The sequence below is a fragment of the Rhodococcus sp. M8 genome (genome assembly GCF_015654185.1).
Taxonomy (GTDB): Bacteria; Actinomycetota; Actinomycetes; order Mycobacteriales; family Mycobacteriaceae; genus Rhodococcus; species Rhodococcus aetherivorans.
The window spans coordinates 4,870,380-4,888,594 of sequence record NZ_CP064065.1; the positions used below are offsets into that span (position 1 = coordinate 4,870,380).

The following is an 18,215-nucleotide window of genomic DNA, read 5'->3' on the forward strand; positions in this document are numbered from 1 at the left end:
GGTATCGTCACGTTTCGCGCCGGACCGGCTTCACCTCTCGTGATGCGATACGGCACAGTCGAATTCGACCGTAGAAAGGGGATCGATCGTGCCCACGTCCGGCCCGTCGACCTCGGCATTTCCGCTGACGCGGGCCCAGTCCGGCGTATGGTTCGCCCAGCAGCTCGACCCCGCGAACCCCGTCTTCAACACCGCGGAATGCGTCGAACTCCGCGGCGACGTCGACGTCGCCGCGGTGACGCGGGCGGTCCGGGAGGCCGTCGCCGAAGCCGAGGTGCTCACCGCGGCCTTCGCCGTGGAGGCCGACGGATCGGTCCTCATCCGTCCCGGCGCGCACGAGGCGCCGGAGCCCGCCGTCGTCGATCTGCGCCGCGAGCCCGACCCGGAGGCGGCCGCCCGGCGCTGGATGGCCGGCGACCACACGCGCGTGCTGGATCCCGCCCGCGAGCCGTGCCTGCGCGCCGCCGTGCTCCGCCTCGGCGACCGGCACGCCGTCCTCTACCTGTGCATCCACCACCTGGTGATCGATGCCTACGGATTCGGCCTGCTCACCCGGCGCATCGCCGAGCGCTACACCGCCGACGTGCTCGGGCTGCCGGTCCCACCGGCCAGGTTCGCCCCACTCGCCCCCGTCGTCGCCGAGGAAGCCGCCTACCGTGCGTCCGCGGACTTCGCCGCCGACCGGGACTTCTGGGCCGGCTACCTCGACGGCGCCGAGGACGCCGTGACCCTCGCCGACGGTCCCGGCGGCATCGCCGTCCGCTGCCGCGGCGTGCGCCTGACCCTGACCGCCGAACAGCAGCAAGGGCTCTCGCGGATCGGCAAGGCCACCGGCGCGAGCTGGGGCGACGTCGTCACCGCCGCCGTCGCCGCGTTCCTGCGCGCCGCGACGGGACGCGGCGACGTGATCGTGGGATTCCCGGTGATGAACCGGCTCGGCAGCGCCGCGACGACCGTGCCGATGTCCGCGGTCAACGTCGTGCCGCTGCGCCTGCGTCCCGACCCCGCCCGCACCCTCGCCGATCTCGTCGCCGAGGTGCGTGCCGCCGTGGCGGACTGCCGCCCGCACCACCGCTACCGCGGGGAGGACATCCAGAACGACCTGCGCCTGCCCGCGGGCTCCCGGGGCGTCGTCGGGCCGTCCGTCAACGTCAAACCGTTCGGCGACCGGCTGCGCTTCGCGGACCTGCACGCCGCGGTGCACTCCGTGGCCCGGGGCCCGCTGCAGGACTTCATGGTGACCGTGCGGCCGCTCGACCACACCGGCGGCCTCGAGGTCTGGGTGGACGCGGATGCCGACGCCTACACCGCCGACGACCTCGCGCGGCACGCCCGCCGCCTCGAACTGCTCCTCACCCAGGTCGCCGCGCTCGCCGATCCGCACCGGCCGCTGGCCCGGCTGCAGATCCTCGGCGCCGGCGAGCGCCGCCGCCTCCTCGTCGAGCGCAGCGGCGACGACCTGCCGGTGCCGACGGACCGCACGCTGCCGGACCTGCTGGCCGCGCAGGTGGCCCGTGACCCGGACGCACCCGCGGTGCGCGATGCCGCCACCGCCCTGACCTTCGGCGAACTGGCCGCGCGCTCGCGCCGCCTCGCCCGTCACCTCCTGAGCCGCGGGCTCGGCCCACAGCGGCGCGTCGCCGTCGCGCTGCCGCGCCGCGCCGACACGCTGGTTGCGCTGTTCGCCGTCCTCGAGGCCGGCGCCACGTGCGTTCCGCTGGACCCCGACCATCCCGCCGAGCGGCTCGCCCACGTGCTCGCCGAGACCGCACCCGGTGTCGTGCTCACCGGCGGCGACGGCGCCGCACGTATCGCCGAGATCTCCTGCACCGCAGGCCTTCCCGATCCGGTGAACCTCGACGGGCTGGACCTGTCCGGCTACGACGCCGAGCCGCTGACCCGCGCCGAACGCGGCCGCCTGCTGCACGAGCTCGATGTCGCCTACGTCATCCACACCTCCGGTTCGACCGGCCGGCCCAAGGGCGTGGAGGTCCCGCACCGCGGCGCCGTCAACCTGTTCCACAGCCACCGCGAGCGCGTCTTCTCCCGTGCCCGCGCCGAGGCCGGCCGCGACCGCCTGCGGGTCGGGCACGCCTGGTCGTTCGCGTTCGACGCCTCGTGGGGCCCGCACCTGTGGCTGCTCGACGGACACGAACTGCGCATCGTCGACGAGGCCACCCAGCGGGACCCGCACCGGCTCGCCGAACTCGCCGGCAGCGAGGGCTGGCACTTCGTCGAACTGTCGCCCGCGCAACTCGAGCAGATCGTCGAGGCCGACCTGCTGCCCGCCGGTACCGTGCCGACGCTCGGCTTCGGCGGCGACGCCGTCACCGACGCTCTGTGGCGGCGTCTGCGTGAGCGCGACCGCGCCGCGTTCAACTTCTACGGCCCCACGGAGGGCACCGTCGACGTCCTCGTCGCCGAGGTGGGGGACGCGGCGGAACCCGTGATCGGCCGGCCGGTGGCGAACCTGCGCGCCTACGTGCTCGACGCCGCGCTGAACCCGGTCCCGGAGGGCGTGGACGGCGAACTGTACGTCGCCGGCCCCGGCGTGGTGCGCGGCTACCTCGGCGCGCCCGGCGCGACCGCGGCGCGGTTCGTGGCGAACCCGTTCGGCGACAGCGAAAGCCGCATGTACCGCACCGGCGACGTGGTGCGGTGGACCGCGGCCGGCCACCTCGTCTACCGCGGCCGCCGGGACGACCAGGTCAAGATCCGCGGCTTCCGCGTCGAACTCGGCGAGGTCGAGGCGGCGCTGCAGGAGCTGCCCGGCGTCGCGCGGGCCGTCGCCGTGGCGCGTCCCGACGCGACCGGCACCGCGCGGCTCGTCGCCTACCTGGTGGGCGGCGACGGTGACCCCGCGACGGCCCGCGAGCTCGTGGCGCGGCGGCTGCCGGCGCACATGGTGCCGTCGGCGTTCGTGTTCCTCGACGCGCTGCCGCTCACCTCCAACGGGAAGGTGGACCGCACGTCGCTGCCGGAACCGGACTTCGGGGCCCTCGTCGGCGGCCGCGCGGCCGCCACCGAACGCGAACGCGTGCTGTGCGCGGTGTTCGCGGACGTCCTGGGCCTCGACACCGTCGGCGTCGACGACGACTTCTTCCTCCTCGGCGGTCACTCCCTCGCGGCGGCCAAGCTGATCGCGAAGGTCCGCGACGCGCTCGGCGTGGAACTGCCGATCCGCACCGTCTTCGACCACCCGACCGTCGAGGGGCTCGCCGCGCAGTGCCCCGACGATGCCGCGGCCCTGCGGATCCCGCTGCGTCCGGTCGAACGCGGCGACCGTGCACCGCTGTCGGCGGGGCAGCAGCGGCTGTGGTTCCAGTTCCGGCTCGAGGGCCCGAGCCCGACCTACAACGTCCCGCTGACGCTGCGCCTGCGCGGCGTCCCCGATCCGGCGGCGCTGCACGATGCGGTGCGCGCGGTGCTGGACCGGCACGAGGTCCTGCGCACCGTGCTCGAGGACCACGACGGCGTCGGCATGCAGCGCGTGCTCGCCGCACCCAGCGTGCCGTTCACCGCCCGCACCGTCGCGGGGGCCGACCTGGACGCGGCGGTGGCGGCCGCGGCGCGGCACGTGTTCGACCTCGAACGCGAGATCCCGATCAGGGTGATGCTTTTCGAGGGCGAATCCGCGGAGGCCGTGCTGCTGGTGCTCGTGCACCACGTCGCCGCCGACGAGTTGTCCGCCCCGATCCTGCTGCGCGAGCTCGGCGCGGCCTACGCCGCCGCGGCCGCCGGGAGGTCCTGGACGCCGGCGCCGCTGCCGGTGCAGTACGCCGACTTCGCGGTGTGGCACCGCGAGATCCTCGGCGACGGCGACGGACTCGCCGCCCGCCAGCTCGACTACTGGCGCGCCCGGCTCGACGGGATGCCGGAGGAACTCGACCTGCCCACCGACCGGCCCCGCGGCGCGACGGCCACGTTCGCGGGCGGCACGGTCGAACGGACGGTCCCGCCGCACGTCGCCGATGCGCTGCGGGCCGTCGCGCGCGGTGCGGGCGCCACGATGTTCATGCTCGTGCACACCGCGGTCGCCGTCGCCCTCGCGCGCAGCGGCGCGGGGGAGGACATCCCGATCGGCTCGCCCACCGCGGGCCGCCCCGCCGCCGAACTGGACGACCTCGTCGGGTTCTTCGTCAACATGGTGGTTCTGCGGACGGACCTGTCCGGCGATCCCACGCTCGCCGAACTGCTCGCCCGGATCCGCAGCACCGACCTCGACGCCTACGCGAACCAGGACCTGCCGTTCGACCGGCTCGTCGAGGCCCTGAACCCCTCCCGCAGCGCCGGCCGGCACCCGCTGTTCCAGGTGCTCGTGCAGCACCGCACCCCGCCGGTCGTCGACGCCTTCGCCGGCCTGGAGTCGCGGGTGTCCACCGTCGACACCGGCGCCGCCCTGTTCGACCTGACCTTCGACGTGGTCGAGGACGCGGGCGTCGGCCTGCGGGTGCGGGTGGAGTACGCGCGGGACCTGTTCGACGCGGCCACCGCCGATGCGCTCGCCGCCCGCGTGGTGCGCGCCTTCGCGGCGCTCGCGAGGGATCCGCGGACCCGGCTGTCCGCGCTCGACCTGCTCGCCGACAACGAGCGCGACCTTCTCTGCTCCGGCAGCCCATACGTATGTATGGACGACGTCGAAGACGTCGGCGTGGACACCCTGGGTGAGCTGTTCACCCGCCAGGCGCGGCGCACCCCGACCGCGACCGCGCTGGTCACCGCCACCGGGACGCTCACCTTCGAGGAACTGCACGCCCGTACTAGTCGGCTCGCGCGGCACCTGATCCGCCGCGGCGTGGGACCCGAGACGGTGGTCGGGCTGATGCTGCCGCGCGGCACCGACGCGATCGTCGCGGCCCTCGCGGTGTGGCAGGCCGGCGGCGCCTACGTCCCGATCGATCCCGGGTACCCGGCCGAGCGCATCGAACACATGCTCGCCGACTCGAGGCCCGTCCTCGTCCTCGACGAGGCCGCGCTCGCCGCGGTGGACCCCACGCTCCCGGACACCCCGCTCGAGCCGGGCGAGCATCTCGGCGCAGTCTCCGGCGACGGGGCCGCCTACGTCGTCTACACCTCCGGCTCGACCGGGCTCCCCAAGGGCGTCGTGGTGCCGCACCGCGGCGTCGTGAACCTGGTCGCGACCCAGCGGCGCCGGACCGTCGGCCGCGCGGAGGACCGGCCGCTGCGGGTGCTGCTGACCTACGCGCTGTCGTTCGACTCCTCGATCGACCCGCTGCTGTCCATGCTCGCCGGGCACACGCTGTACCTGCCGGACGCCGACCTGCTCGCCGACGCCGCCGCCACCGTCGCCTACGTGCGCACCCACCGCATCGACGCCGTCGACTGCGTACCGCTGCTCATGACCGAACTGCTCGCCGCCGGCCTGTGCGAGCCCGCGGCGCCGCACCGTCCCAGCCTGCTCGCCGTCGGCGGCGACGCCGTGTCCGCGGACCTGTGGTCGGCGCTCGGCGCGTTCGACGGGGTACGGGCGCTGAACATGTACGGCCCCACCGAATGCACGGTCGACGCCACGGTCGCCGAGATCCGCGGGGCGCGCCCGCACATCGGGGCGCCGATCGACGGCGCCCGGGTGTACGTGGTCGACGACCGTCTGCGCCTCGTCCCGGCGGGCGTGGCCGGGGAGTTGTACGTCGGCGGGCCCGGCGTCACCCGCGGCTACCTGAACCGCCCCGGGCCGAGTGCGGCCCGCTACGTGGCCGATCCGTTCGGCGCTGCGGGCGCCCGGCTCTACCGCACCGGAGATCGGGTGCGGTGGATCGACGCGGGCGGCGACCGTCCGGTGCTCGAGTACCTCGGCCGCAGCGACGATCAGGTCAAGATCCGCGGGTTCCGCATCGAGCTCGGCGAGAGCGAGGCCGCGTTGTCGGCGCACCCGGCGGTCGCGGGCTGCGTGGTCGTGGCCCGGGAGGACGAGCCGGGCCGCCGCCGGCTCGTCGGGTACGTCACCGGCGCCGGAGCAGATCCGGAAGTGTTGCGGCAGCACGTGTCCCGTAGTCTGCCCGAGCACATGGTGCCGGCCGCGATCGTGGTGCTCGACGAGTTCCCGGTCACCCCCAACGGTAAGGTCGACCGGCGGGCGCTGCCCGCCCCGGTCTTCGCGCCCGCCGGGGCGTCCCGGGCCCCGGCAAACGACCTCGAGCGGCGCCTGTGCGCGGTGGTGGCGGAGGTGCTGCGCCTGGACACGATCGGACCCGACGACGACTTCTTCTCCCTCGGTGGTGATTCCATCGTCTCGATCCAGCTCGTGTCGAGAGCCCGGGCGGCGGGACTGCGCTTCGCCGCCCGCGACGTCTTCGAGCACCGCACCCCGGCGGGCCTGGCCCGTATCGTGCAGGTGGACACGGCACCGGACGAGACGGAACGCACCGCCGCCCTGGGTCTCGTCCCGGCGACCCCGATCGTGCACGACCTCCTCGACCGCGGCGGCCCCTACCGGGGATTCGCCCAGTCCCGCCTCCTGCACGCGCCCGTCGGGCTCGACCTCGGCACCCTGGTCGGGGCGGTGGGCCGGGTGCTCGCGGTGCACGACGCCCTGCGCGCCGTGTTCGATCCGGCGGCAAGGACATTCGACGTCCGTGCCGCGGATGTCGTCGATCCGGCCACGCTCGTCACGCGGGTGGACGTCCGGGGACTCGACGAGCGGTCCCGCTCGTCGGTGCTGTCCGAGGAGGCCGACGTCGCCGGTGCAGCGCTGGATCCCGAGACCGGTGACATGATGCGGGTGGTCTTCTTCGACGCCGGCCCGGGCCGTCCGGGCCGGATCCTGATGGTGGTGCATCATCTGGTGATCGACGGGGTCTCGTGGCGGATCCTGGTCCCGGACCTGGCCGTCGCGTGCGAGGGCACCGAACCGGCCGGCGGGGGAACGCCGCTGCGGACGTGGGCGCGGGGGCTGCTCGACCAGGTTCCGGCGCGGCGCGGCGAACTGGGGTTGTGGCGCCGCGCCCTCGAACCGGCCGGGTGCGTGCGGATCGCGGGGCGGCGGGTGGATCCCGCGCGCGACACGATGGCGACGGTCTCGAGGGTGCAGGTGCAGGTCCCGGCGTCGGTGACCGAGGCGCTGCTGACGACGGTGCCGGAGCGCTTCCGCGCCGGCGTCGACGACGTGCTGCTCACCGCGCTGGCGCTGACGGTGGGCCGGGTGTGCGGCGGTGGGGCGGTCCCGGTGGACCGGGAGGGGCACGGACGCGAGGAGCAGGTGGTGCCCGGCGCCGACCTGTCCCGCACCGTCGGCTGGTTCACCAGCCTGTATCCGGTCCGCCTCGACGTCTCCGGGGTGGATCTCGCCGAGGCGTTCGCCGGCGGCGACTGCGCCGGGGTGGCGCTCAAGCTCGTCAAGGAGCAGTTGCGGGAGATCCCGGACAACGGAATCGGGTTCGGCATGCTCCGCCATCTCGATCCCGAGTCCGGGACCGAACTCGGGGCCGCACCGGCACCGGAGATCGGGTTCAACTATCTCGGCCGGCTGACCCTCGGCGAGGGGGACGGCGGACCGTGGACGGCCGCTCCGGAGGCCGGCGTGCTCGGCGGCACCACCGACGAGGCGATGCCGGTGAGCCACGCGATCGAGGTCGGCGCCGTCACCGAGGAGACGCCGGCCGGACCGGTGCTCCGCGCGACGTGGGGTTACGCCACCGGGGTCGTGCCGGCGTCCGTCGTCGCCGAGTTGGCGCACGGCTGGGTCGCGGCGCTGTGTGCGCTCGCCGACCACGCCGCGCGCGACGACGCCGGTGGCTTCACTCCCTCCGATCTGACGCTGAGCGACCTCGACCAGTCCGAAATCGACGATTTTGCCCTGGAATTCGGGTGAGTGCCTCTGCGCTGGGCCCGGAGGTGCGCCGCATCATCGATGCGGACCGTCGACAGCGGAGTAACGACGTGTTCTTCGATCGGGACGGACAGGACACCGTCCCTCCTGGGGCGTCAGTACGCTCCGGACCGCGTAGGCCACGGAGCAGTGGTCGGGGTCCTACAGGGGCAGGGGACGGTTGTCTACCACGCTTTTCATGACGAGAGTGGAGCTGAGGCGCCCGACGCCGGGGAGGGTGGCGAGGGATTCGTCGTAGAGCTTCTGGAAGGCGGGCAGGTCGCGGGTGATGACCCGCAGGAGGTAATCGGGGTCGCCGAACAGTCGTTGCGCTTGCAGGACATGGGGTATGGCGGCGACGGCCGGTTCGAATGCCTCGAGGGTATCGCGGTCGACGGTGCGCATGGTGACGAAGACGAGCGCCTCGAACGTCAGGCCCAGGGCGCCGGCGTCGAGCTGGGCGCGGTAGCCGGTGATCGCGCCGGAGCTCTCCAGCGCGCGTAGGCGGCGGTGGCAGGGCGAGATGCTGAGTTGGACCCGATCTGCGAGTTCGGTGACGGTGAGCCGCCCGTCTTGTTGGAGCTCGGCAAGGATCTTTTTGTCGACGTTGTCCATGTGGAAGATTTTCCCCCAATTACGCGGTTCTTGTGAAAACTATGGGAACGAATTCCAGGTCGATCTCCCTAATCTCTCTATCGGGAACCGCCAGGCGTCCTGGCGGTCCGAGAGTGTGAAGGATGAGTGAGGTCATGGCGGTCGGTACCGTTGCTGCGTTCTGGGCGGTGTCGTTTCTGTTCGTGCTGACGCCGGGGGCGGATTGGGCGTACGCGATCGCGGCGGGTCTGCGGCACCGCACCGTGGTGCCCGCGGTCGGTGGGATGTTGTCGGGGCATCTGGCAATGACCGCGGTGGTGGCGACCGGCGTCGCGGCGCTGGTGGCCCGTTCGCCGTTGGTGCTGACCGCGTTGACGGCGGTCGGGGCGGCGTACCTGGTGTGGCTGGGGATCGCGATGCTCGTCAAGCCCTCGGCTCTGCCGCAGACCGGGGCGGAGCAGGCACCGGAATCGTGGGTGCGGCAGGCGGTCAAGGGTATGGGGACCAGCGGGCTGAATCCGAAGGTGCTTCTGCTGTTCCTGGCGCTGCTGCCACAGTTTACCGACACGGACGCGCGGTGGCCCCTCGCGGTGCAGATCGTGCTGCTGGGTGTGGTGCACACGGTCAGCTGCGCGGTGGTCTACACGGGGGTGGGGACGGGGGCGCGGGTTGTGCTGCGCACCCGCCCCGCCGCGGCGCGGGTGGTGACCTGGATTTCCGGTGCCGCGATGATCGGAATCGGTGCGGTACTGCTGATCCAGCGGGTGGTCGGATAGGACTCGGCGACAGCACGCGTTCACGTGCGGTCCGGAACGGCGCGTGCGCGCAACGCCGACCATTTCCGGGGAAACGGCACCTGCAGCGTTCCCGGCGTGACCGGGATGTGTTCGGCGGCGGCATGTAGTCGATTGTTCCGCGCGACGACGGCGCCGCCGCGGATCATCGTCTCGACCAGTTCGGCGGCGAGCGCCTCGGGTGTGAGGCACAACAACCGTGCGGCGTCGGTCAGCCAGGCGCGTGCATGCAGGTAGGGCTCGACCTCGTCGGCGGGAATGCCGCCTCGAATCATCAACGCGAAGGCGAAGATTCGACGTGCGCCGTACCTCACCGCGCCGTCCGGGTCGTCGACGTGACGCTGGCCGCGACGCCGTGCACTGGCCAGTGCTCCGTCGGTGTCGGCGGGAATCGGTCCGTGCGCGGGCAGCAGCACCCGTGGCCGAAGGTCGGTCAACCGGTGCAGCGATTGCAGGGCCGTGCGGGCCGCGTCAGGGCCGTCGAGGGCACTGTCGACCCAGCCGACGTCGTAGTCGGACAGCGCGTCTCCGACCACCAGTAGTCGCTCCTCGGGGCTGCCACAGCGCCAGGTGGCCGGGTGTGTGGCCCGGGGTGCGGACCACCTCCCAGTCGGTGTCGCCGAGCCGGAGCACCTGCCCGTCGTCGAGCGGTTCGTCGACGGTGTACGGGGCGACCGGCTGGTCGAGGTATTCGGCGAGACAGCAGCCCGGGTCGCGTCGGGCGACGGCGTCGGCGTCCGGGGGCGCCGGCCGCAATACCGGCACCCCTCGCCTGCGGTAGCGCGTTGCCGCCGACGTGGTCGGCGTGCCAGTGCGTGTTCACGACCCGGGTGCGATTGTCGCTGTGCGCGTGCACCCATTCGGCTGTCTGCTGCGCATGGCCGACGAAACCGCTGTCGACGAGCGCCGCTTCCCGCCCGTCGAGCAGAAGCAGGTTGGTATCGGGAAACGGCCGCTGCCGCCAGATCACCCAGGCGGGCAACTGCTCGTCCGCGCCGCCGTCCACCCTGGTCACCATCCCGCGGGGCGGCCCTTGAGCTGTTCCCAGTACCGACGGTGGGCGCGCCGGGACGGCTCGCTCGTCATGCCGGCGGCCAGCTCCTTGCGGTCGAGCGGGTCGCACAGGTCCGCGATGTCGCGCAGGGCGGGGGCCTGCAGGGCGCGCTTGGTGTAGGCGTAGTTCTCGATGCAGTCTTCGGGGGTCAGTTCGGCGATGGCGACGGCGCGGCCGAGCAGTTCCTCCGCCGGTACCAGCTCGTGCACGATGCCCATGGCGTGCGCCTCGGCCGAGGTGAAGATCTCGCCCTGCAAACAGGTTCGCGAGGCCACCGGTTCACCCCAGGCGTAGGCCAGCATCCGCAGATATACCGCGGGCATCGGGATGCCGATCGGCACCTCGTTGATCCCGAACCGGGCCCCGTCGGGGACGGCGACCCGGCGGTCACACACGGCGGCGGTGATCAGGCCCCCGGCGAATGCGTGCCCGTTCACCGCGGCCACCGTCGGCCGTGGATAGGTGAACAACCGCATGTTCGTCGCCCGGTAGTCCTGGAACCACGACGCGACCTCTGCCTCGTCCCCGGCGAAGAGCGGAAAGTGCTCGGCGAGATCGAGTCCGGCCGAGAACCGGGTGCCGGTGCCGGTCAGCACGACCGGGGACTGTGGGTGGTCGCGTTCGAGTCGATCGAACGCCTCGTGCAGGTCGGCGAAGAAGGCGCGGTTCTGTGCGTTGACCGGATTGGTGTTCATCGTCACGACGGCGACGCGTCCGCGGCGTTCGATGGTCCAGCTCATGTCGGTTCCTCCGTATCGAATGTGAGTGTGTCTCGTGGTGTGGGTTTCAGGCTTCGAGCCCGAGCATGTCGATGGCGTGTTCTCGCATTTCCACCTTGCGGATCTTCCCGGTCACGGTCATGGGGAACTGGTCGACGCAGTGCACGTACCGGGGGATCTTGTAGTGCGCGAGCCGGCCTCTGCAGAATTCGCGGAGCGCCGCCGCGTCCCAAGGTGCGGCACCGTCACGCAGCCGCAGCCACACCATCAGCTCCTCGCCGTACTTGGCGTCGGGCACCCCGATCACCTGGGCGTCGAGAACGTCCGGATGGGTGTAGAGGAACTCTTCGATCTCCCGCGGGTGGATGTTCTCGCCGCCGCGGATCACCATGTCCTTGATCCGCCCGGTGATGGCGACGAAGCCCGCTTCGTCCATCACCGCCAGGTCACCGGTGTGGATCCAGCCGTCGGCATCGACCGTCTCGGCGGTCTTGTCGGGCTGGTTCCAGTAGCCGAGCATCACCGAGTAGCCCCGGACGCACAGCTCCCCGGGTTGCCCGGAGGGCACGGTCTCACCGGTTGCCGGGTCGACGATCTCGAGTTCCACGTGCGGGTGGGCCCGCCCGACGGTGGAGACCCGTCGGTCCAGGGAGTCGTTCGCCCTGGTCTGGGCGGAGGCGGGGGACGTCTCGGTCATCCCGTAGGCGATGGCCATCTCGGGGGCCCATTGGGTGACCTGCTTCATCACTTCCACCGGGCACGGCGAACCGGCCATCGCCCCGGTGCGGATCGAGGACAGGTCGTAGGAGTCGAAGCCCGGGGCATCGAGCAGGCTGATGAACATCGTCGGCACCCCGTACAGGGACGTGCATCGCTCCTCGGCACACGCGCGCAGCGTCGCCACCGGGTCGAACGCCGGGGCCGGGATGACGACACACGCGCCGTGCGTGCTGGCCCCGAGGTTCCCCATGACCATGCCGAAGCAGTGGTAGAACGGCACCGGCACGCAGATCCGGTCCTGTTCGGTATAGCCGAGGAGTTCACCGACGAAGAACCCGTTGTTGAGGATGTTGCGGTGGGAGAGGGTCGCGCCCTTGGGAAAACCGGTGGTCCCCGAGGTGTACTGGATGTTGATCGGATCGTCGGGGGTCAACCCGTCCTGCACCTCGGCGAGCCGGTCCGGCGAGGCCTGAGCGCCCCGGCGCAGCAGCGCCGCCCACTCCTCGCCGCCCAGGTGGACCACCTTCTCGAGACTCCGGCACCGGGGCGAGACCTGCACGATCATCGCCGCGTAGTCCGAAGTCTTGAACGACGGGACCGCGAACATCAGCCGGATCCCCGACTGGGTGAGGACGTACTCGAGTTCGTGGGCGCGATAGGCGGGGTTGACGGTCACGAGGATCGCGCCGACCTTCGCCGTGGCGAACTGCACGATCGTCCATTCGGCGCAGTTCGGGGCCCAGATCCCGACCCGGTCACCGAGGGTGATTCCCTCCTCGAGCAGCGCTCGTGCCAGAGCGTCGACGTCGGCCCGAAGGTCGGCGTACGTCCACCGCCGCCCGGTAGGGACGTCGACCAGAGCCTCGCGGTCGGGAAACCTCGCGACGGTCCGGTCGAAGTTGTCACCGATCGTCATCTCGAGCAGTGGCTGCTCAGCCGGACCGACGGTGTGGCTCAACCTGGTGTTCATGTGTGTTCCTCCGTTCTCGAGGAGGAATATGGCCTGGGAGAGGACCGGTGCGGGACCCCCGAAGGTAGGTCCGGCGGCCCGGCACCCACCTTCGGGGGTACGACGTTGCCACGGTGTGACGGCACTCACTAGCTTCAATGGCAGATGCGTAGTTGGAGGCCCACATGATCACGTCATTCGAATCAGGTACGCCGGTCGAACGGCGCATCCTCGCGCGCTCGCTGGAGACTCTCCGCAAGCACGCCGGAATGGACATGGTGTTCGGCGGGCCGGTGCAGCACGGCGCCGTGGCGATGGAGATCACCGACCTGACCGGCGTCCGCACCCGCTCGGCGGTGAACCTGGTGGTCCGCAACGGTGAGGGACTCGGCGGAAAGGCGCTGATGCTCGCCCGCCCGGTCTCGGTGGCCGACTACTTCTCGGCCCAGGGCATCACCCACGTGTACGACCACGCCGTGCGCCCGGAGGCGATCGAAACCCTGGCCGCCTTACCGATCATCGTCGACCGGATACCTCGCATCCTCATCTACCTGGCGGCCCGTACCCACGTGCGCCTGGGCGACCGCTGGTTCGACAGCTTCACCCCACTCGTCCGGCGACTCGAGCGCGACATCGCCGTCGAGGACGAGGTAGGGCGGCGTCTCAGCTTGATGCGGACCGATATCCAGGCCGACCGGCCGGCGCTCAGCCGCGCCGACCTGCACGACATCGCTCAGGAACTGGCGGACCTGGCCGGGCAGATCGAGGACGACGTCCTGCGTGCCCGGATCGAGGCGGTCGGGAACCGGTTCGCGCCCGTGCTGACGCCGGCTGCATCGCAGGAACCACCCACTGTGCTGCGGCCCCGCGAGATCGACGTGCTCGAACACGTTGCGCGGGGTCTGAGCAACCGGGAGATCGCCGAGACCCTCGGCCTGTTGCCCAACACGGTCAAGTCCTACCTCAAGAGCGCCATGCGCAAGCTGCACGCGAGCAACCGCGTGCAGGCGATCCTCGCCGCCCGCGAGCGCGGCCTCATCCGCTGACCCCTCTCCGCCCGCAGCCCCGCACCTCCAGCGGACATTCCCTGCCCACGACGTACCCACGAAAGCAGCTACCCGGCAACACAACCCACTTTGGGGGGTGTAGCGGTCGGTGTAACGGCGCTCACACTGCTCGTCGTACCCCAGCCCCTCCGCCAGCCGGACGGGCCCACCGAGCAGGAGATCACGATGTCCCGAACCGTCGACACGGTGACGAGCCCACCGACCACCCCGATGCGTCGCGTCGCCATTGCAAGCTGCACCGGCACCACCATCGAGTTCTACGACTTCTTCATCTATGGCACCGCGGCAGCGCTGGTCTTCCCGAAGGTCTTCTTCCCCGCCCTCGGTACCGCCGCCGGCACCGTCGCCTCCTTCGCCACCTTCGCCGTCGCGTTCGTCGCCCGCCCCCTCGGAGCCGCGATCTTCGGCCACTTCGGCGACCGGATCGGCCGCAAGAAAACGCTGGTCAGCACCCTGCTGCTGATGGGTATCAGCACCGTGCTCATCGGACTGCTCCCCGGCGCCGCCACGATCGGCGTAGCCGCACCGCTCGCGCTGATCGCACTGCGGATCACGCAAGGCCTCGCCGTCGGCGGTGAATGGGCCGGGGCGACCCTGCTGGCCACCGAATACGCCCCCACCGACAAACGGGGCCTGTACGCGGTATTCCCACAGCTGGGACCGTCACTGGCCTTCGCGTTGTCCAACGGCACCTTCCTGGCGGTCAACCTCTTCGTCGGCGAGACCTCGCAGGCGTTCCTCGACTACGGCTGGCGAATCCCCTTCATCGCCAGTGCCCTCCTCGTGCTGATCGGCCTCTACGTCCGGCTCGCGGTCGAGGAAACACCGATGTTCGCCCGGCGATCCACCCAGGCCCGCCGCGCCGGCGCCGGACCCCTCCTCGGAGTCTTCAAGAATCAGCCCCGTGAGCTGCTCCTCGCCGCCGGATCCTTGGCGATGATGTTCGCGTTCTTCTACATCGGCACCGCCTACCTCACCTCGTACGCCACTGCCACCCTCGGCCTGAGCCGCACCACAGTGCTCTCCCTCGGCCTCCTCGCCGCCGCCGTCTTCTGTGCCGCGATCATCCTGTCCGCCATCCACTCCGACCGCATCGGCCGCCGCAAAATGGTGCTCGCCTCCTGTCTCGTGGCCATCCCCGGAGGACTGGTGCTCTTCCCCCTCCTCGACACCGGCTCCCCGGTCGCGTTCCTCGCCGGCCTGGCCCTCACCCTGGCCATCATGGGCGTCTCCTACGGGCCCGCGGGCGCACTGCTGCCGGAGATGTTCCACACCGAGTACCGCTACACGGGCGCCGGCATGGCCTACGCCATCGCCGGGGTCATCGGCGGCGGCACCGCTCCCATGCTGGCCGCGCACCTCACCTCCCAGTACGGCAGCGCCGCCGTCGGGTGGATGCTCGCGGGCTTCGGTCTCCTGAGTCTGTTCTGCGCACTCATGCTGCCCGAAACCCGGCACCGCGACATGGAAGAGACCGGAACCGACGAGGACAGCCGAGCGGCCCACCCTGTTCCCGAAACCGCCTGATCCGACACCACCGACACGAGAAAGGGAAAACGATGACAGACACGATCGATGCCTGGATGCAGCACCCGACCCAGCGATGGCTGGACATGCTCTTCCTGGACTCCCTGCGCCGCTGGTCGAAGGGAACCATCCCCGAGGCCGAACCGCCGGTGTTGTGGACCCTCGACCGCATGGACGAAGCGGGCGTCGAACTGGCATGTTGAGCGCCCGGTACGCCCCGGCGGGACCGCTGATCAGCAACGACAAGGTCGGCGACATCGTCGAACGTCACCCGGGTCATCGTGGGTCACATCGGCGTGCCGTGGCCACATGAAGCCATTTCACTGGCCACGAAGTACCCGAACGTCTACATCGACACCTCCGCATACACGACCTCCCGCTATCCGGCGGAGATCGTCGACTACCTCCGCGGACACGGCCGGCACAAGGTGCTCTTCGGTTCCAACCACCTCGCCTGGCCGGCACCCGACTGCCTGTCCGGGTTGGACAAACTCGAGTTCGACGAGAAGACCCGTACGGCGTTCCTGCGCGAGAACGCGATTCGCGCATTCAATCTCCCGTCCTGACCGAAGCAGACATCGCTGAGCAGTCCGGTCATCCGCCAATCGGCGGTCAACCCACACCGAGGAAGCACTTGTTCACCAATATCTTCACCGAGACCTTCGGGATCGAGCACCCCATCGTGTGCGGCGGCATGACCGCCGTCGGCACCGCGGACCTGATCAGCGCGGTGGCCAACGCCGGAGCACTCGGGTTCCTCACCGCCCTGACCCAACCCACCCCTGAGGCGCTGGTCAAGGAGATCGCCCGCTGCCGCGACCTCACCGACAAGCCGTTCGGCGTCAACCTGACGATCCTGCCGACCATCCGGCCGGTGCCCTACGACGAGTACCGGGACGCCATCGTCGACAGCGGCATCACCATCGTCGAAACCGCAGGCGGCAACCCGCGACCGCACCTACCTGCGTTCAAGGCCGCCGGTGTGAAGGTGATCCACAAGGCGGTCTCGGTGAGGCACGCCCTCAAAGCCGAACAACTCGGCGTCGACGCGATCAGCATCGACGGCTTCGAGTGCGCAGGGCACCCCGGCGAGGACGACGTCCCCGGGCTCGTGCTGATCCCCGCCGCGGCCCGGGCACTGTCCATCCCGATCATCGCCAGCGGCGGAATCGCCACCGGCGCCGGTCTCGTCGCCGCCCTCGCGCTCGGCGCCTCCGCGGTGAACATGGGCACCCGTTTCATGGCGACCACCGAGGCACCCATCCACGACAACGTCAAACAGCAGATCGTCGACAACACCGAACGCGACACCGTCATCGTCTTCCGCGAGTTCCGCAACTCCGCCCGCGTCGCACGCAACTCGGTCTCCGAAGAAATCGCCACCATCTCACGCCGAACGGGTGCGACCTTCGACGACGTCGCCCACCTGGCCAGCGGTGTCCGTGGCCGCGAACAGGTGTACGGCAACGGCGACGTCGAAGGCGGACTCTGGTGGGCCAGCCAGGCCCAAGGCCTGATCCACGAGGTCGCCAGCTGTGAGGAAGTGCTCGGCTCGATACTCACCGAAGCCCGGCAGATCATCGCTGAGGAACTGCTCGGCCAGATCACCGGCTGAACCACCTTCACGATGGACCGAAGGGCGAGCGCGCCTTTCCGAAACTGCTACGAAGGCGCACGGACCGGCTACGGACCGTGCGCCTTCGTGGCCCCCTCATCCGGAGCGACGAAAGCTGTCCTCGCGTGCTGCCCCTCATGGGGCACGAGGATCGGCGCAGACAACTGTGCGCAGGACCGGGACGTAGCGCTTGGCGCCCGCACCGAGTTCGGTTAGCCTAACCAATCAGGTCCGGGCGGGTGCCCGGCGAACAGACATGTGGGAGTAAGCGATGCGGGTTGAGGGACGGGGCCGGTTGCGCCGCGCAGCGGTGTTCGGCGCGACGGCGGTGCTGGCCGTGGGCCTGGTGGGGTGCGGCAGCGACGGTGGCTCCGGCGAGGAACCGGCCGCGGACGCCACGCGCACGTTCGAGGCGCAGAACGGGCCGATCGAGATCCCGTCCGACCCGCAGCGCATCGTCGCCTGCGGCTACGCGGTGCTACCGCTGCTCCAGGCCGACGCGAATCTCGCCGCCGCCTGCGAATGGACCCGCGAGCTCGACAACATGGACGCGGAGACCAAGGCCGCGTACGAGGCGCTGCCCAAGGTGGCGCCGGACGGGGCCGTGAGCGAACTCGACTACGAGGCCGTCGCCGCCGCCGCGCCCGACCTGATCATCATGGGCGTGCCCGCGCGCGTGCAGTCGCAGCTCGACACGGCCAAGCTCGAGGCCCTCGCTCCGGTGGTCTTCCTCGGCCTGACCAACCCCGGTGACTGGCGCGGCCTCGGTGAGCAGTACGCCGACGCCGCGAACGTGTCCGACGCCTACGGCGAGTACAAGGAGCAGTACGAGGCACGCGCCGCGGAGATCGCCGGGAAGTACCGCGGCACCCTCGGGAACCTGACCTTCGCCGGCGTCTGCAACGTGTGCGGCACCGAGCCCGGTGAGTTCTTCCGGGAGTACGCCTCGTCGTACACCACCAACCTGTTCGAGGACCTCGACCTGCAGTTCCCCGGTCAGCCCGCCAACCCCGAGGACGTGCACGGCGAGTACCTCTCCGTCGAGGAGATCGGCCGGAACCTCGGGAACGTCGACGTCATCGTCTACGGCGTCGAGGCCGACGGCTCGGTCTCGCCCGAGCTGCAGGAGCTGATGGCCTCCCCGCTGTGGCAGTCCCTGCCCGCCGTGCAGGCCGGAAATCTGGTTCCGGTCAAACATTCCCACGCCGCGACCTACGAGACCGCGCTGCTCGCACTCGATTCCATCGACGAGGCGCTCGCCGCGCTGCCCGCGAACCGGCAGCAGTAGCCCTCCCGGCACCCACGGCCCCCGCGTCCGGCGACCCGGGGGCCGTGTTCGTCGCACCTC

The 18,215-nt window shown here is 70.9% G+C and carries 13 protein-coding genes; 8 read left to right on the top strand and 5 right to left on the bottom strand.

What is annotated here, in order from left to right; translation table 11 throughout:
- Positions 1–88 precede the first annotated feature (88 nt).
- Positions 89–7,831 (top strand): non-ribosomal peptide synthetase, encoded by a 7,743-nt coding sequence (locus ISO16_RS22140; protein ID WP_072634374.1) that lies wholly within the window; start codon positions 89–91, stop codon positions 7,829–7,831.
- 159 nt (positions 7,832–7,990) lie between these two features.
- Here ISO16_RS22140 and ISO16_RS22145 read toward each other — a convergent pair whose 3' ends face one another.
- Complete coding sequence (locus ISO16_RS22145) at positions 7,991–8,443, bottom strand: Lrp/AsnC family transcriptional regulator (RefSeq protein WP_006931915.1); 453 nt, start codon at positions 8,441–8,443, stop codon at positions 7,991–7,993.
- Between the two features lie 134 nt (positions 8,444–8,577).
- Here ISO16_RS22145 and ISO16_RS22150 point away from each other — a divergent pair, with 134 nt between their 5' ends.
- Positions 8,578–9,198: a LysE family translocator gene (locus tag ISO16_RS22150; RefSeq protein WP_072634375.1), complete on the top strand. Its 621-nt coding sequence runs from the start codon at positions 8,578–8,580 to the stop codon at positions 9,196–9,198.
- Positions 9,199–9,218: 20 nt separating this feature from the next.
- Here the strand turns inward: ISO16_RS22150 and ISO16_RS22155 are convergent, their stop codons facing one another.
- Genes ISO16_RS22155 through ISO16_RS22170 form a run of 4 tightly spaced genes read right to left on the bottom strand, consistent with a single transcriptional unit; the run spans position 9,219 to position 12,679 of the window.
- Positions 9,219–9,752 (bottom strand): hypothetical protein, encoded by a 534-nt coding sequence (locus ISO16_RS22155; protein ID WP_139310944.1) that lies wholly within the window; start codon positions 9,750–9,752, stop codon positions 9,219–9,221.
- Positions 9,650–10,234 carry an MBL fold metallo-hydrolase gene (locus ISO16_RS29120; protein ID WP_083662396.1) on the bottom strand — a complete coding sequence of 195 codons (585 nt, stop codon included), beginning with the start codon at positions 10,232–10,234 and terminating at the stop codon, positions 9,650–9,652. Before ISO16_RS29120 ends, ISO16_RS22155 begins: the two co-directional genes overlap by 103 nt.
- A complete protein-coding gene (locus tag ISO16_RS22165) occupies positions 10,228–11,010 on the bottom strand; it encodes an enoyl-CoA hydratase/isomerase family protein (RefSeq protein ID WP_065923007.1) in 783 nt (260 codons plus the stop codon). Before ISO16_RS22165 ends, ISO16_RS29120 begins: the two co-directional genes overlap by 7 nt.
- Positions 11,011–11,056: 46 nt before the next feature.
- The gene (locus tag ISO16_RS22170) at positions 11,057–12,679 is read right to left on the bottom strand and encodes an AMP-binding protein (protein WP_065923006.1); all 1,623 of its coding nucleotides are present in this window, start codon (positions 12,677–12,679) and stop codon (positions 11,057–11,059) included.
- A 164-nt stretch (positions 12,680–12,843) separates the two neighbouring features.
- Here ISO16_RS22170 and ISO16_RS22175 point away from each other — a divergent pair, with 164 nt between their 5' ends.
- The 6 genes from ISO16_RS22175 (at position 12,844) to ISO16_RS22195 (ending at position 18,155) form a co-directional block, all read left to right on the top strand.
- Positions 12,844–13,704: a helix-turn-helix transcriptional regulator gene (locus ISO16_RS22175; protein ID WP_065923005.1), complete on the top strand. Its 861-nt coding sequence runs from the start codon at positions 12,844–12,846 to the stop codon at positions 13,702–13,704.
- 186 nt (positions 13,705–13,890) lie between these two features.
- Positions 13,891–15,252, top strand: a complete 1,362-nt coding sequence (locus ISO16_RS22180; protein WP_065923004.1) for an MFS transporter — start codon at positions 13,891–13,893, stop codon at positions 15,250–15,252.
- A 32-nt stretch (positions 15,253–15,284) separates the two neighbouring features.
- Positions 15,285–15,455 (top strand): hypothetical protein, encoded by a 171-nt coding sequence (locus ISO16_RS28770; RefSeq protein WP_230304414.1) that lies wholly within the window; start codon positions 15,285–15,287, stop codon positions 15,453–15,455.
- Between the two features lie 78 nt (positions 15,456–15,533).
- Positions 15,534–15,818: an amidohydrolase family protein gene (locus ISO16_RS28775; protein WP_072634378.1), complete on the top strand. Its 285-nt coding sequence runs from the start codon at positions 15,534–15,536 to the stop codon at positions 15,816–15,818.
- Positions 15,819–15,886: 68 nt separating this feature from the next.
- Positions 15,887–16,867 (top strand): NAD(P)H-dependent flavin oxidoreductase, encoded by a 981-nt coding sequence (locus tag ISO16_RS22190; RefSeq protein ID WP_072634379.1) that lies wholly within the window; start codon positions 15,887–15,889, stop codon positions 16,865–16,867.
- Between the two features lie 271 nt (positions 16,868–17,138).
- Entirely contained in the window at positions 17,139–18,155 is a 1,017-nt protein-coding gene (locus ISO16_RS22195) for an ABC transporter substrate-binding protein (protein ID WP_006931919.1), read from the top strand.
- Positions 18,156–18,215: the final 60 nt, after the last annotated feature.

Coding starts and splice junctions, on each gene's coding strand:
- ISO16_RS22145 (WP_006931915.1), bottom strand. CDS start 8,443: ATGGACAACGTCGACAAAAAGATCCTTGCCGAGCTCCAACAAGACGGG.
- ISO16_RS22150 (WP_072634375.1), top strand. CDS start 8,578: ATGGCGGTCGGTACCGTTGCTGCGTTCTGGGCGGTGTCGTTTCTGTTC.
- ISO16_RS29120 (WP_083662396.1), bottom strand. CDS start 10,234: ATGGTGACCAGGGTGGACGGCGGCGCGGACGAGCAGTTGCCCGCCTGG.
- ISO16_RS22165 (WP_065923007.1), bottom strand. CDS start 11,010: ATGAGCTGGACCATCGAACGCCGCGGACGCGTCGCCGTCGTGACGATG.
- ISO16_RS22170 (WP_065923006.1), bottom strand. CDS start 12,679: ATGAACACCAGGTTGAGCCACACCGTCGGTCCGGCTGAGCAGCCACTG.
- ISO16_RS22175 (WP_065923005.1), top strand. CDS start 12,844: ATGATCACGTCATTCGAATCAGGTACGCCGGTCGAACGGCGCATCCTC.
- ISO16_RS22180 (WP_065923004.1), top strand. CDS start 13,891: ATGTCCCGAACCGTCGACACGGTGACGAGCCCACCGACCACCCCGATG.
- ISO16_RS28770 (WP_230304414.1), top strand. CDS start 15,285: ATGACAGACACGATCGATGCCTGGATGCAGCACCCGACCCAGCGATGG.
- ISO16_RS22195 (WP_006931919.1), top strand. CDS start 17,139: ATGCGGGTTGAGGGACGGGGCCGGTTGCGCCGCGCAGCGGTGTTCGGC.